The following is a 14576-nucleotide window of genomic DNA, read 5'->3' as shown; positions in this document are numbered from 1 at the left end:
TTTTTTTGTTATACTTTGTTTCTTATTCCCCCTGGTTTTCTTGAACGCCAGATTTCCTTTTCCTATGTATAAAGACGAATGAAATTTATTTTTCCGCTAGTCAATTTGCAATTTAGAACTGACTCTCAATCAAATAAATATACTTACGCTTAAAAATCAACACTCTTTGCACGACAAGCTTAAATGTATAGATATGCATAAAAAGTGATTATTTACTATAATGATGTTTTTCAATGAAGTGTTAAGAGTAAATCGGTTTTTTATACAACAAAATCGGCGTTGTAATTTTTTTACTGAGCCCATACACTGTAATTTCTTCAGGTGTTCAATCGCTAATAAAACAATGTTTAAGTATGAGTAAGGTGGCTATGTCGGCAGCTTGTGTAGATAGGTTTATTAATCAATTTAGTGTAAAACAAATCATTGAAATGTTTGATCTGATGCCTGATGTACTTTTTTGGGTAAAAGATGAACAAAACTGTTTTGTTTATGCAAATCAATTCTTTTTGGAGCATATTGGCGTCACGTCACTTGTTCAAATTATCGGGTTAAGTGATTTTGATTTTTCTCCTGCTCATCTTGCTAAACAGTTTACTGTCGATGATCAGAAAGTGATGCATGGCGAAGTTGTTAATAACCGCTTAGAGATGAACAATACTACATCAGGTGATATCGCTTGGTTTACTACATCAAAACGTCCTTTGCTTGATGAGCAGGGAAAACCTATTGGCTCTTATGGTATATCACGACATTTAGAAAAAACATCACTCGCACTATCTGGAATGGATGCCTTAAAGACACCTGTTGCTTATGTGCGAAAAAACTATATGCAAAATATTTGTTTGAAAGAACTTGCTGATATCACCCATTTGTCTATAAGTGCGCTAGAGCGAAGGTTTAAAAAGTATTTACGTCAAACACCTACACAGTTTATCAATGAAGTACGCTTAGAAAATGCGCGACGCTTACTCATAGAAACCAATATTGCTATTGCCACTATTGCTAATGATACGGGCTTTGCTGATCACAGTTATTTTAGTCGACAGTTTCAAAAGTTATTCGATCGAAGCCCTTCCGCATTTCGCCATGAGCATTGGTCGAATCAAACATTAAATAACAATACAACAGTCAATGTTGAATTAGCGTAAAACGCCAATTCCCATAGGTAGTTACATACTTATATTTAATGCCCTTTTAAAAAACAGTTAAAAAGGAAAGCCTTGTACATTAAGTTTGGTGGTATAAATACCAGCTTTTAAACAAGCCTTATCACCACATTGACGGAGTTTATTCCCGTCCATTGGTGCGGTTAACCCTGTCACAAAAAGTGTTTTTCGGTCATCCCCGCCAAAAGCAATATTAGTAACAATATGAATACCAGGTACTTTTAATATACCCACTTCCTTGTGTTGTTTATCTAATATAACGACCACTTGCCCATCTTTTCTTTCTGACGTTTCTCGTGTGGTTGTCACATAAATATTGCCACTACAGTCTTTACCTAATCCGTCAATTGGCGTATTTAGCAGTTGTTTAGGATTAGCAACCTCCCCCGAATGTAAATCAAATACCCATAAACCTTGCAAGCCGCCAACGATTAATCGTTGCTGATTAAGGGTTAACATAATGCCATTAGGTTTATCACTAAGAGCAGGTACCAAAGTAGTGACCTTAGTTGCTTTAACGCTAGCTTTTTCAGTACTATTTGTTGTCATTCGATAAATTCTTTGCCCAGGAGCAGTTGAGCCTTCTTGACCACCACCTTGGACACTTTCTAAACTAATATTTGATGGTGTATTCCAATTTGGATCCGTGAAATATACGGTATCGTCGTATCCAATAGTTAAATCATTAGGAGAATTAAAGCGTTTATTTTGGTATGTACTTACCATGGGAGTAATTTTTTTGCTATGCCAGTCAATAGACGAAAGTGAGCCATCAAGCTGACGAGTGACGATTAAATTACCTTTACTGTCTAATGCTAAGCCATTGGTACCTGCCTCACTATCTTTCATCCAAACTTGTGGCTTACTTCCCGGTACCCAACGCCAAATGGTTGTTTGATTGCTTAATACAAAGTCATCTTCATCGGGTTGATGTGAACCCATATTGGAATAATACAATGCCCCTTTATACCAAACAGGACCTTCTATATTGTTATAACCTTGATACATCAATGGAATGTTCTGTTCACGAACCAGCTTTATACTGGCTAAATCCAGCTGAACATCCTCAGAGCCTGCGGAGCAATAGCGTGCGTTAGCGTCAGAAACAGAGTTGATAACAGCGTTTGATACGCTATTATTTGTTGCTTGAACAACTACCTGAATTACATTGTCATCAGCACAAGAAACAACTAATAAACTAATACATAAAGCGCTAACGAGTTTGATTTTTTTGGGTTTAGTTAGTTTAAAACTCATAAGAATACCTTGGTTAAATTACATAGTTTTGTTTAGTTTTGTTTAGTTTAGTTTAAAGAATTATTTATTTCGCTTTTTCATCACTATCCGGTTGAATTACGCATGAATAATTCAAACCCCGTGTTTACATAACTTTGTTCTGTGTTTATCTGTGCATTGTCACTAATTTCTGAGTTATTTAAACGCGCAAATATCAGTTCCATGGCTTGCTTACCCATTTTGTATCGGTTAACACTCACGCTCGATAATGAAGGTTCAGCATATGTTGCCATTTCAATGTCGTTAAACCCACACACTCCAAATTTACTGGGTACGTTAATATGCATTTTTTTACATTCATGCAATACTCCCAAGGCTAAGTCATCGTTACAACAAAAAACGGCATCACAATCACCAGCAGTGGCCGCCATCAACTCTCTAAATAAAACCGTTCCCATGGCAACAGAAGAGGGTTGTGGATTAGTTATCACGCGTTTTAAATCTAAAGACTCAGCCGCAGCTAGTACTGATTTAAAACCCGCCAAGCGGTCACAGGTTCTGGGATCCATTCTGGCGCCAATAAAACCAATTTTATGATATGACTTTGCAAGTAACATCTCTGCAACGGCTGCACCTGCATCATAATGAGAAAAGCCAACATTAATATCTATTGGCGATTCAACCTTATCCATAATCTGAACTACAGGCACACCAGAGGCTTTTAACATTGCTTTAGCGGCGTCAGTTTGTTCACCACCAGTGACGATTAAGCCCTCTGGAGATTGTCCAAGCAAAGTACGTATTGATCTTTCTTCTTCTATTGGTGAATAATGAGTATCTGCTAGTAGCACCTGATAATTCGCAGGGCCAGTAATGTCGTAAATTCCACGTAAGACATCATTAAATACCACATTAGATAATGAGGGAATTAAAACACCAATTAATTTTGAACGTGATGAAGCTAAAATACTGGCTGATCGGTTAGGGATGTAACCAAGTTCACTAATTGCGGCTTCTACTTTTTCACGAACATTTTCACGTACTCCAGCATAGTCATTTACTACTCTAGAAACGGTAATAGCGCTTACCCCAGCTTTTTTCGCAACGTCTTTTAACGTTATTTTCTTAGCACTTCGTGATTTATCCGTAGAAATAGACATACAAAACCTTAAATTTTTTAATTCAATACCGCATTGGCGCTAATATGTTGTTATGACATTTATGGTGTCTAATACTAAAATACAAAACTTAAAACCAAAACAATTAAAAAGGCGATACTTCCCAATAATGTTTCCATAACAGTCCATGTTCTTAACGTGGTTTTTTCATCCATTTCAAGTAAACGACTTACTAACCAAAACCCGGAATCATTGAAATGGGATAATACAGTTGCACCACCCGCGATAGCAATAACAATGAAGCAAAGGTCAAGCGATGACAGACCTACTGTCGAGGCCACCATCGGGGATATAAGTGCGGCGGTGGTAGTAAGCGCCACAGTAGCTGAACCTTGAGCAACTCTAAGACAAGTAGCAATAACAAACGCAGCCACAATAACCGGCATACCTGTATCTGTAAACAATCCAGCAAGGGCATCACCAATTCCGCTGGTGCGTAAGACTCCTCCATACATACCTCCAGCACCGGTAATCAAAATAACACCACATATGGGTGCAAGTGATTCACTGCATAAGCTATCTAATTTTTTCATTCCGTAGTCTTTTGAAAAAACAAAAAGACAAACTAACAGCGTTATAAGTAACGCAATGGGGGTTTTCCCCATCATTCTCAAAACCCTAGTCAATGAGTTCGATCCATCAATAATACCGGCAGCTGTTAAAGTATTGAGGCCGGTATCAAGAAATATAAGCAACATAGGTAATATAAGTATTGACATGACTGTTGCAAATCTAGGGAGTTTAATCGGTTGCAAGTTCGACTCTGTGGAATGGAGTATATTCGACAGTGAAATGTGAAATTTATGGCCAGAGTATACACCAAACAAATAAGAGCCCAGATACCATGTTGGCACCGCTACCAGTAATCCCACCATTAACAAAAGACCAATATCCGCGCCAAGAAAACCAGCGGCAGCAACAGGTCCTGGGTGAGGTGGAACAAAAGCGTGCATTACTGCAAATGCCCCGGCAGCAGGCAGCGCATAGATAAGTAAAGAACCACCAAATCGATTAGCTACACTGAAAATTATTGGCATCATCACAATTAAACCCGCATCGAAAAATATTGGGAATCCAAATATCAATGAGGTTACGCCGAGGGCAAGCGGGGATTTTTTTGCACCAAACTTCCCTATCAATTTATCTGCTAGTACCTGAGCACCGCCTGAGACTTCTAATAGTTTCCCTATCATGGCACCAAGTCCAACCAATAAGGCGACTGATGCAAGGGTACCGCCAAAGCCACTCATTAATGTTGGCACAACTTCTTCACTGGGAATGCCAGCAATAACAGCGGTAAAAAAACTAACAAAAATCAGGGAAATAAATGCATGAACTCGACATTTTATGATCAGTAATAGTAGTGCTACGATTGAAAGTGCGGCGACAGATAGTAAAAAAAATGGACTTGGGGTTTGTATAATATCTTGCATGAGATCCCTTATAAGTACCGTTATAAAAATTTAGATTGCTAATTTATCGTGATAATTTGTATAAAAAACCTGTCATTATTTATTTCCGATATTAACAATGACTATTGCTAGCGCAACCATCCTATGTAACAATATGTTCGATTGCAACCACGATATAAACTAAGCTCTATTAAAGTGGCTATTTTAACTATAAAATATCAAGAAAAATGGTTGCGCTGTCATACAGGAGATAAGGAAACTCATATTGTTAACCAGTCATGAGATAAAAAATAAACCATCACCTATCTTGGTAGTCGTTATGGGTGTGTCCGGATGCGGAAAAACAACCCTAGCCAAAGAAGTAGCTAATCATTTTAATATTACCTTCTTAGATGCAGACTCTTTTCATAGTGAAGACGCCATTAAACAAATGTCACAAGGTATCCCTTTAACTGATAAGCAAAGAAAGCCTTGGATAAAACGTATTGGTAAACAACTAAACCTTTTTGCGTCTCAAAATAAAAGTTGTGTGTTGGCCTATTCAGGATTAAAAAAACAACACAGAAAATCAATATTTGACTCATATCATCATGGAGTAGCAATCTTACTTAATGCAGAGCAATCTTTAATTGAGCAACGGTTAGAGAGTAGGAAAGAGCATTTTATGTCGTCACAATTGCTAAGTAGTCAAATCTCGTCGATGGAGCCTATCAATGCTGAACCTGAAGAAAATTTATCATTGTTGATATTAAGTGCAGCGGAACCTGTTGAGAACTTACTAGTAAAGTCTATTCGTTTTATTATGTGATATTTATATCTCACTTTCTGCCCCATAACGACTTAGAAATAAAAATTATGTCAGCTTTAAGATCTGAAAGTTGACGTTTGATATTTTGCCTAATCTTGTTCCACTCTGTGCACAAAAAACAACCAGTAAAGTTCATTCAATTGAGTTTTTATAAAATCACCACAAAAAACCTACAGATTGCACTCAAAATCGCACACTTACTTTTCCTCGTTTTATGTTGAATGTTTTTAATGGCTAAGCGGACTATATAAAAACTCATTGTTGTTTGTATAATTTTAAAATACATTCTACCAATAAGTTTTTTATTTTTGATGAGAGTCCAATTAAAAATAAAAAGAAAAGGCTACAGCCCTAGATTGTGACCTTTATAGCGTTTATTAAGTCTTCCTTTCCCATTCTGCTTAACCTTCGTTTAAAGTTATAAGCCAAAATATCAAGATTCATCTCTGTTCGAACGTTTTTGAATCAGCGAATGAGTATATGTGTCATTCCCATCAAACATTTAATAGTGCCGAATGGATGTTCAACAGTCTGCTTTCTTATTAGCATGAGGTCAGGCCGTTTTTTCATTAATTTATCGATGTTATTAATACAATCTTGATGCTCCCATCGAGTTAATTTTCTTGGGGTCAAACTTTTCGTACATTTAGAACTCAATGAGCGTTCTTGACAGGTTTTAAGTCTTGCTCGGTAATTAATTTGGTATATATCACGATTTTTTGTCTTAGTTTTTCCAGGCGTTAGCTGCTTATTGTTGGGGCAAACATATACATCACTCGCTTTATCATATGTAAACTTTGAACGGTTAAATATGCCTTTCTTATCACTACCCGAAGTATCGCCTTTTAGTACAAGTGTTATCATACCAGCGTCTTGAGTATCTTTGATCTCTTGGCCACTGAAGTAGCCTTTATCAGCAATAACCGATAGGTCTTTTCTTTTTAATGCGTATTGAGCCAAGATAGCTTTAGGGCAAAGTTGTCTTCGGTCAGTCGTGTTGGTCACTTCATGTGCAACAATAAGGTGATGCTTAGTATCAATAGCACTTGTATGTCGTAACTGACCACTCTCGTCATACCTTGTGTTTTCATCAACCTTGAATCTGGATCCGTGGTCGATATTTTTTTTCCTGGGTGGCCTTTAACTTCTTTTTCTAATGTTTTTAATTCAGCGAGTTTCTGTTTTAAGTTGTTAATGGTTTCTTGAGTTGCCTTGATTTTTTGAGGACTATGTTGCTCTTTATCTGCTCTGTCTGGTTTTTCTAAATAGTTGCTAATATGCTTTTCAACACGTTCAATATGAAAGGCCATTTTTTTTGGGGTGTAATTGTTATCTTTGTTGTTACTGGCTTTAAATTTACTGCCATCAATAGCAATCTCGCCTTCATCAAACATGTGAAGTTGTCGACATAGCTGAACGAATATTCGGCAAACATGCTTAATCCCCTTAGCATTATTTTTTCTAAAATCAGCAATGGTTTTAAAGTCAGGAGCCAATCAATTCAAGTAACCACATTAATTCAACATTACGATTCGCTTCAATCTCTAACCTTCGAAATGATTGAACGCGATTTAGATATCCATAGAGATAAGGCTTTAACATGATACTAGGATGATACTTAGGGCGGCCAGTAGATTTGGTGATCGCACCCGTGAAACCTAACTCAGCTAAATCCAATACTTCAATAAACACATCAATGACTCTGACGGTATTTTCAGCATTAACAAAGTCATTGAGAGATTCAGGAAAGAAGGTAAATTGCGAGCGGTTAACACCTTTAATAAAACCTGACATGATACTTACCAATAAAGATTAACTTACTAATAGGTATAGTAAAAATATTTTATGTTTGTTGAGAACGTTAAGACCGATTGATCATAACTATCAGGAATTTAAATAAAAAGGTGATCAAAAAATTTTCACACAGTGTCTGGCAAAAGTGAATATTCAGATACGAGTCGCCACCGGCAACAATGAGCTTAAACCTACCCTTAACTCAAGTATTATGCATAGCTACACAGTGCCTAAATTCTCACTTATTGATACCATCCTCATTTTTCATAACACCTCCACACAGTTAAAACTGTCTTTTTTTGATTTAAATAAACTATTTTAGAGTAAAGGCTTTACTTTTGTAGAGTTGTTACTCTATAATGAAGTTGTTCTCGTTTGAACCTGTTGTATTAATTTTGAATTCTAGCTTCCCCAAGCTTACATACCGATGACCCTTTTAGTCATCGGTTTTTTTATGTCTAAAATTTAGCTTTTGTTCTCACCCTGAAAAATTAACAAAAAGACCCATCTCAACATTAGCTAGGAGTTAATTTCAAACAGAATTAATTAATATTTTTTCGCTTCATCAGCACAATGCCAAGCGACAAATTTCCAGACTTTGCCATCTTTGACTAACACATCACTACAACGGCCATGAGTAACCTTTTGCTCTCCTTTTTTAGCCGTAGTGCCATTAGAATAGTAATAATGTGCAACGGCGGTATCACCATGAACAACAATGGCTGTTGGGCTATATTCAGCAACATTGTTAGTTGAACCATCTTCAAAACTGAATTTTTCCCATCGTTTTACTGCACTTCGGTCACGAGGCATTGGGGTACTATTTCCCCAAACCATGGCGTCTTCGGTTACCCATTTATCTGTCCAATTATTATCACGTTTATCGATATCTGCATATGAAGCTAAAACTATATTCCATACTTGTGTTTGCTGTTCATTCCAACTTTCAGCATAGCTGCTAAAAGCGGTAACCGTGACTATTAGTGCTATGGTTAATTTGAAGTTCATTTTATCTTCCTTGTTAATATTTCGACAAGGCTTACTAAACAACGCACTTCTCAGTAAACTCGAATTTGCGATTATCGTCCCTTAAATATAGCAGGTTTACATTAGTCGGCTGCTTTAACTTAGGTAAGCCTTGTTATATCGAATTTTTGCTCAATATAGTTTGAATACTATGGTGAATTAATCATGACATTTCCGGTCTATTATTAAGCGGTAATGAGCAGAGTCATATTTCATTAATTTATTGCTGCAATAAATCATTAATCGCCATCAAACCACTAAGGAGATCTTATGTCACAATATTCCAAATCAAACGATGCTATTGCTGCGTTATCCGCTGAGCAATATCGTGTTACACAAGAAAGCGGTACTGAACAGCCTTGGACTGGTGAGTTATTGGAAAATACCTCACCGGGTATTTATGTTGATGTGGTTTCGGGTGAGCCTTTGTTTGCCTCAGCTGATAAGTTTGACGCGGGTTGTGGCTGGCCTAGTTTTACTAAGCCCATTGAAAGCAATAATGTTAGTGAACTTAGCGATGAAAACCATGGCATGGTGCGCACAGAAGTCCGCTCGGCACATGGTGATAGTCATTTAGGCCATGTATTTACTGACGGTCCGACAGCACAAGGTGGCTTACGATATTGCATTAACTCAGCTTCACTGAAATTTATTCACCGTGACGATATGAGCGCTGCAGGTTATGAAGCCTATTTAGCCCAAGTAGAAGGATAGAATATGACTATTGAACGAGCCGTATTAGCTGGCGGTTGCTTTTGGGGTATGCAAGATTTAATTCGCAAATTACCCGGCATCACAAAAACCTCTGCCGGTTATACCGGTGGCGATGTTAAAAATGCGACTTACCGAAACCACGGTACTCATGCAGAGGGCCTTGAGATTTACTTTGACAATACAGTGATCGGGTATCGAAAGATTTTAGAATTATTTTTTCAAATACATGATCCTACTACAGAAAACAGGCAAGGCAATGATCTAGGCACTGGCTATCGCTCGGCAATTTATTATACTTGCGCAGCGCAAAAAGCCATGGCAAAAAAAACCATTGCTGATGTCGATGCCTCTGGCTTGTGGCCGGGTAAAGTGGTTACTGAAGTTGAGCCCGTTGGTGATTTTTGGCAAGCCGAGGTAGAGCATCAAGACTATTTACAGCGGGTGCCCAATGGCTACACTTGCCATTTCCCAAGACCTGATTGGGTGCTACCTGAATAATAAGGCTAGGCAACTGACCTAAGAGACTTTGTATAAGAGTTGTTTATTCCAACGGATAGGGCGAGGACTGATGTCTTGGCCTCGGAGCTATGAATGACTAAGAGCGGCTTGTGCATAGTCAATCTTTCACATCCATGTGATCGCGACATTGCCGACAGGGAGATCGGTACTTAGTTTTTGTCTGGAACAAAAAACTGACCCTACTTCCTGTATGGCGTGACTTATTAGGTTGTTATGTCAATATAATCAGTTGAGTAATGTATTGCTCAACTGGCTATTTTTATTCTTCGATTAAAGGCGCTTCACCTAATTCACTTAAGGCTTGCAGATTTTCATCTTGAAACCAATCGCAAATTACTTTGTCTGCTTGCTCTGAGCCAGTACGTTTTAATGACGAAAACGCCTGCACTTTAATATTAGCATTTAATGCTGCTAGCTCTTTTCTGACCGCAAGTACTTGCCCACTGACTTTGCCTTGAGAAAGTTTGTCGCTTTTGGTTAATAAGGCTAACACCGGTAACTCTCCGTCTACAGCCCATTGAATTAGGTCCATATCAAGGTCTTTTAACGGATGTCTGATATCCATCAGTATCACTAAACCTTTCAAACATTCGCGTTTTTCTAGGTATTCGCCTAAAGCTTTTTGCCACTTTTTTTTCATTTCCATAGGCACTTTAGCGAAACCATAGCCCGGTAAATCAACTAAGCGCTTATTTTCAGCAATTTCAAAAATGTTAATCAACTGAGTTCTGCCCGGTGTTTTACTGGTCCGTGCAAGGCCTCTTTGATTTGTTAGGGTATTTAACGCGCTTGACTTACCTGCGTTAGAGCGACCTGCAAATGCCACTTCAATACCACTATCGGCTGGTAAACGACGGATATCAGGTGCGCTAAGGGTAAAAGTCGCTTTGCTTAGATGAATGGCTGTAGATGACAAGATTAGATCCAACGATATAAATTAAAACCGCATTATATCGTTTTTTTATACTAAAGATGCAATTGTATTAGAATTTAGGCAATTTTTTTCATTAAACAAGCCGCTCAATACCCTTAATGGTGTATAATATCCCCGATTTTTCTGGCTTATTGAATGTATTCAATAAAAAACACAAAAGCATGTTGAGAATTTTCCTATGAGACATATTTTAACTTCATTAATTATAACCTTATTAAGTATTAATATTGCTGTAGCCGCCACTGGTGACGCAGATGCAGGTAAAGCTAAATCAGCTACTTGTGCTGGCTGTCATGGTGCAAATGGTATTGGCATTAGTGATACCTTTCCTAATTTAGCAGGCCAACATGCTGATTATATTGTAGTACAACTGAAAGCATTCAAATCAGGTGAGCGTGAAAACTCATTAATGTATTCAATGGCAGCAGGTTTATCTGAACAAGACATGGCTGATCTGGCGGCTTACTTTGCAGCTTTACCGCGTAATGGCGCAAGCCAAGATACTAGCGCTACTGAAGCAAGTACAAGCGCAGCGACAAATAAAGCACCTACTGCTTACGTACCTGACCCTGCAGCGGGTAAGAGCCTATTTGAATTAGGCGATCCTTCGCGCAATATTGCCTCATGTATTGGTTGTCATGGTAGCGAAGGTAACAGCAAGGTATTAATTTATCCAAACCTGGCCAATCAACATCCTGAATACATTGCCACACAGTTAATGAATTTTAAAAACAAAGACCGCATTAACTACGCCATGAACCAATTTGCCGGTAACATGACTAACAATGATATTGCTGACATGGCCGCTTACTTTGCTGACACTGCGGCCGTTGCTAACGTGGTTTCACGTAGAGTAGCGCCATCAGCTCCGGTAACGGCTGAAGTTATTGCGGGTAAAGCCAAAGCCGCAACTTGTACTGCATGTCACGGCGCCGATGGTAACAGCCTTGTTCCTATCTACCCAAAACTTGCAGGACAACATGCGGATTACCTTGTAAAACAGTTACAAGAGTTTAAATCGGGTGCGCGCGAAAATGCGGTTATGTGGCCTATGGCATCAGCATTGAGTGAGCAAGACATGGTAGAGATTGCCAGCTATTTTGCCGCTCAAAAAATTATTGTTGCTGATTTGGAAGGTTCTGATATTGGTAAAAAACTTTATCTAGGTGGTGATGCAAAACGTAAAATCACTGCTTGTGTTGCTTGTCACGGTGTTAACGGTAAAGGTGCCGATAAGGCAGGTTTCCCCGTTGTCGCCGGCCAAAATGAAGCCTACCTAAAAGCACAATTAATGCAATTCAAAAATGGTGAGCGTTATAACGATTACAACACTATGATGCGCAGTGTGGCTTCTAAGCTTACAGCTAGCGACATGGATGAGTTAGCGAAATATATGGCGTCAATGAAGTAGTATTAGTCAACATGGGCTAACGTCAGCTATTTAATCTCAATAAAAAGCAGCGTTTATCGCTGCTTTTTATTGCCGTGATTTTATGCTACCAGTACAGCAAAAAAATTTACTGTACTGGTATTAACTAATTTTTTTAATGACATTATTTCACAGCCATTAAATTCGTGTAGAATGCCAAAACAACATTTTAGCAAATTTTATAAGTAAACCCTTTATCGTGTTTACGACAAGCAGAGACTAAATCAATGAAAAAATTTATCATTACTGTTTTATTAGGATTAAGTGCAATCACTACTGCCAATGCAGTGCAAGGCAATGCCGAAGCAGGTAAAGGCAAAGCAGCCATGTGTGCTGCTTGTCACGGTGCTGACGGTAATAGTCTTGTGCCTATGTACCCTAAGTTAGCGGGGCAGAGTGCTAACTACTTAGTTAAGCAACTTACTGAATTTAAGTTAGGCATGACCTCTGGTGGTAAGTCAGGTCGTGTAAACGCCATCATGGGTGGTATGGCAATGGCACTTAGTGAGCAAGATATGGCTGATATCTCAGCATTTTATGCCAATCAAAAAGTCACTGATGGCAACGGTATCGCTAATGCGAAAGGTAAAAAACTTTATTTAGGTGGCAGTGCCGAAATGGAAATTACTGCTTGTGCCGGCTGTCATGGTGTTAATGGTAAAGGCATGGCAAATGCTGGTTTTCCTGCTCTTGCTGGCCAAAATGCTGAATACTTAAAAATTCAGTTAGACGCATTTCGTAATGGCTCACGTTATAATGACCTTAATGGTATGATGCGAGGTGTTGCTGCGAATTTAACTGATGCAGACATTACTGCACTGTCGCAGTACGCATCGTCATTAAAATAAGCCCTAAGCCATTTAATTAGCTTTTTAAAAGTTAATATTTATAAAAAGCAGCGTTAATCGCTGCTTTTTATATTCAGTCTCGCTTTCGCATTTGATCGTGACATATCGTTCGTCTTGAACATAAAAGGGCAGCACTATGACTTCCCTTTTAAATAATAACGTTTATTTAAGCGCTTAAAAAGCGTATTTAAAACCAACCGTTATCATGTCAACATCAGTGTCATAACGTTCAAAAGACGCTTCAACGCTAACTTTTTCGTTCAGTTTTTTACCCACACCTGCACCAAAACCAAACTCCCATTCATCATCGCTAACAGACGTGCCACGGAAACTGGCTCTCAGATCTAAGTTGGCATATGACGGCATCACATAAACATAAAAACCATTATCATCATTGTATTGACCACGAACAGAGAGTGCCATAAAACGTTCAACTTCTACTTTAATACTATGATTTTTATCATCAGATATACCGGTACCAAGGCGCAATTCAGGTATTAATGAGAATTTACTCCCCTCTTCGACAAATTCATAAGCAACAGCGCCATAAATAGCGCCTAAAGAAAGATTTTCAGGTGATAAGTCTGCATAGCCTGCGCCAGCTGACCAGTTAGCCGAAACTGTTAAAGGTAATACCAATAAAGAAAGTGCAATTAAAGATTTTTTAAACACAATAATATCCTTTTATTAATTTAAATAGTGAGTTTAAATAGTGAGTTAATGAAGATAAGAAAGCGCGCATGCTAACAATGCGCCTTGCGTTACGCAATTATTTTGTCCAGGTTAAATCAGAAAAATAAGTAACACGTTATGTCTTTAGTCTGATCGCTAAATAAACCTCATTTACCAAAGACATCGGGTTCAGTTTCACGCTATGATCTAAATAATGAGCAGAATATGCAGTTTTAATCAGGATTCACAAGATGATAGAAATTATTCAACCCACACAATTTAAAACCGTACCATGGAAGAATGGTCAGGGAGAAACCATTGAAATGGCGATAAACCCAGGCGGCAGCTTAGACCATTTCGACTGGCGATTAAGTATGGCAAGTGTGGTTGAAGATGGCGTTTTCTCTAGTTTTACTGGCTATACCCGTAACCTAATTTTAATTGACGGAGACGGAATCAACCTACAACACAATGATAATAAAATTGACCGTTTAACCCAGCTATTAGACCTGGCTACTTTTGATGGTGGCAATAAAACCGTTGGCAACTTACATACTAATGAAATAACCGACTTTAATGTTATCGTCCAAACTTCCGCCTTTAATACCAAGGTAAGCTGCCAAAAAAGTGTGAATAATTATTTACTTGAAACAAGCGCCCTGTGCTTTATTTATAGTTTATTCAAAGACGCAACACTGACCTTAAACCACAGCCAAGAAGTCATCACCTTACCTGCTCAACACTTAGTAAAAATAATCGACTTACCTAACAACTTCGCCAGTCTGAGCGGTGAACACCTTATTGTTGTTTACCTAACGCATTGCTCCTGATTTTTTAGGC

At 38.2% G+C, this 14576-nt stretch carries 13 protein-coding genes and 1 pseudogene; 7 read left to right on the top strand and 7 right to left on the bottom strand.

Features of this window, described 5'->3' with window-relative positions; all coding sequences use genetic code 11:
• Positions 1–368: 368 nt before the first annotated feature.
• The gene (locus H4J46_RS08940) at positions 369–1148 is read left to right on the top strand and encodes an AraC family transcriptional regulator (protein ID WP_259365755.1); all 780 of its coding nucleotides are present in this window, start codon (positions 369–371) and stop codon (positions 1146–1148) included.
• Between the two features lie 57 nt (positions 1149–1205).
• Here H4J46_RS08940 and H4J46_RS08935 read toward each other — a convergent pair whose 3' ends face one another.
• The 3 genes from H4J46_RS08935 to H4J46_RS08925 form a co-directional block, all read right to left on the bottom strand.
• Positions 1206–2423 carry an SMP-30/gluconolactonase/LRE family protein gene (locus H4J46_RS08935; protein WP_182233166.1) on the bottom strand — a complete coding sequence of 406 codons (1218 nt, stop codon included), beginning with the start codon at positions 2421–2423 and terminating at the stop codon, positions 1206–1208.
• 83 nt (positions 2424–2506) lie between these two features.
• Positions 2507–3562, bottom strand: a complete 1056-nt coding sequence (locus H4J46_RS08930; protein ID WP_182233165.1) for a LacI family DNA-binding transcriptional regulator — start codon at positions 3560–3562, stop codon at positions 2507–2509.
• Positions 3563–3636: 74 nt separating this feature from the next.
• Positions 3637–5013, bottom strand: a complete 1377-nt coding sequence (locus tag H4J46_RS08925; protein ID WP_182233164.1) for a GntP family permease — start codon at positions 5011–5013, stop codon at positions 3637–3639.
• 244 nt (positions 5014–5257) lie between these two features.
• On the opposite strand from H4J46_RS08925, the gene H4J46_RS08920 reads away from it, so the two are divergent.
• Positions 5258–5800 carry a gluconokinase gene (locus H4J46_RS08920; RefSeq protein ID WP_259365754.1) on the top strand — a complete coding sequence of 181 codons (543 nt, stop codon included), beginning with the start codon at positions 5258–5260 and terminating at the stop codon, positions 5798–5800.
• Between the two features lie 351 nt (positions 5801–6151).
• Here the strand turns inward: H4J46_RS08920 and H4J46_RS08915 are convergent.
• Both H4J46_RS08915 and H4J46_RS08910 read right to left on the bottom strand, forming a co-directional pair.
• A pseudogene (locus tag H4J46_RS08915) lies at positions 6152–7594 on the bottom strand (IS1182 family transposase).
• Positions 7595–8140: 546 nt separating this feature from the next.
• Entirely contained in the window at positions 8141–8602 is a 462-nt protein-coding gene (locus H4J46_RS08910; protein ID WP_182233163.1) for a nuclear transport factor 2 family protein, read from the bottom strand.
• 288 nt (positions 8603–8890) lie between these two features.
• Here H4J46_RS08910 and msrB point away from each other — a divergent pair, with 288 nt between their 5' ends.
• Positions 8891–9334 (top strand): peptide-methionine (R)-S-oxide reductase MsrB, encoded by a 444-nt coding sequence (gene msrB / locus H4J46_RS08905; protein ID WP_182233162.1) that lies wholly within the window; start codon positions 8891–8893, stop codon positions 9332–9334.
• Between the two features lie 3 nt (positions 9335–9337).
• Positions 9338–9832, top strand: coding sequence for a peptide-methionine (S)-S-oxide reductase MsrA (msrA, locus tag H4J46_RS08900; protein ID WP_182233161.1), 495 nt, complete (start codon positions 9338–9340; stop codon positions 9830–9832).
• Positions 9833–10112: 280 nt separating this feature from the next.
• Here the strand turns inward: msrA and yihA are convergent, their stop codons facing one another.
• Positions 10113–10769, bottom strand: coding sequence for a ribosome biogenesis GTP-binding protein YihA/YsxC (gene yihA, locus H4J46_RS08895; RefSeq protein WP_182233160.1), 657 nt, complete (start codon positions 10767–10769; stop codon positions 10113–10115).
• Between the two features lie 196 nt (positions 10770–10965).
• Between yihA and H4J46_RS17230 the strand changes: the two genes are divergently transcribed.
• Together H4J46_RS17230 and H4J46_RS08880 are read left to right on the top strand one after the other, a co-directional pair.
• The gene (locus tag H4J46_RS17230; RefSeq protein ID WP_259365753.1) at positions 10966–12198 is read left to right on the top strand and encodes a cytochrome c; all 1233 of its coding nucleotides are present in this window, start codon (positions 10966–10968) and stop codon (positions 12196–12198) included.
• Positions 12199–12443: 245 nt separating this feature from the next.
• Positions 12444–13064, top strand: a complete 621-nt coding sequence (locus tag H4J46_RS08880; protein WP_182233159.1) for a cytochrome c — start codon at positions 12444–12446, stop codon at positions 13062–13064.
• 174 nt (positions 13065–13238) lie between these two features.
• Here the strand turns inward: H4J46_RS08880 and H4J46_RS08875 are convergent, their stop codons facing one another.
• A complete protein-coding gene (locus tag H4J46_RS08875) occupies positions 13239–13736 on the bottom strand; it encodes an outer membrane beta-barrel protein (RefSeq protein WP_182233158.1) in 498 nt (165 codons plus the stop codon).
• 251 nt (positions 13737–13987) lie between these two features.
• Between H4J46_RS08875 and H4J46_RS08870 the strand changes: the two genes are divergently transcribed.
• Positions 13988–14566, top strand: coding sequence for a HutD family protein (locus tag H4J46_RS08870; RefSeq protein WP_182233157.1), 579 nt, complete (start codon positions 13988–13990; stop codon positions 14564–14566).
• Positions 14567–14576: the final 10 nt, after the last annotated feature.

Source organism: Colwellia sp. MB02u-6 (assembly GCF_014077095.1).
In the GTDB taxonomy this organism is placed as follows: domain Bacteria; phylum Pseudomonadota; class Gammaproteobacteria; order Enterobacterales; family Alteromonadaceae; genus Cognaticolwellia.
Note: the sequence above shows the minus strand (reverse complement) of the source record. Positions and strands in the feature narration are given on the sequence as shown.

Coding starts and splice junctions, on each gene's coding strand:
- msrA (WP_182233161.1), top strand. CDS start 9,338: ATGACTATTGAACGAGCCGTATTAGCTGGCGGTTGCTTTTGGGGTATG.
- H4J46_RS08935 (WP_182233166.1), bottom strand. CDS start 2,423: ATGAGTTTTAAACTAACTAAACCCAAAAAAATCAAACTCGTTAGCGCT.
- H4J46_RS08880 (WP_182233159.1), top strand. CDS start 12,444: ATGAAAAAATTTATCATTACTGTTTTATTAGGATTAAGTGCAATCACT.
- H4J46_RS08930 (WP_182233165.1), bottom strand. CDS start 3,562: ATGTCTATTTCTACGGATAAATCACGAAGTGCTAAGAAAATAACGTTA.
- H4J46_RS08940 (WP_259365755.1), top strand. CDS start 369: ATGTCGGCAGCTTGTGTAGATAGGTTTATTAATCAATTTAGTGTAAAA.
- H4J46_RS08925 (WP_182233164.1), bottom strand. CDS start 5,013: ATGCAAGATATTATACAAACCCCAAGTCCATTTTTTTTACTATCTGTC.
- msrB (WP_182233162.1), top strand. CDS start 8,891: ATGTCACAATATTCCAAATCAAACGATGCTATTGCTGCGTTATCCGCT.
- H4J46_RS08870 (WP_182233157.1), top strand. CDS start 13,988: ATGATAGAAATTATTCAACCCACACAATTTAAAACCGTACCATGGAAG.
- H4J46_RS08910 (WP_182233163.1), bottom strand. CDS start 8,602: ATGAACTTCAAATTAACCATAGCACTAATAGTCACGGTTACCGCTTTT.
- H4J46_RS17230 (WP_259365753.1), top strand. CDS start 10,966: ATGAGACATATTTTAACTTCATTAATTATAACCTTATTAAGTATTAAT.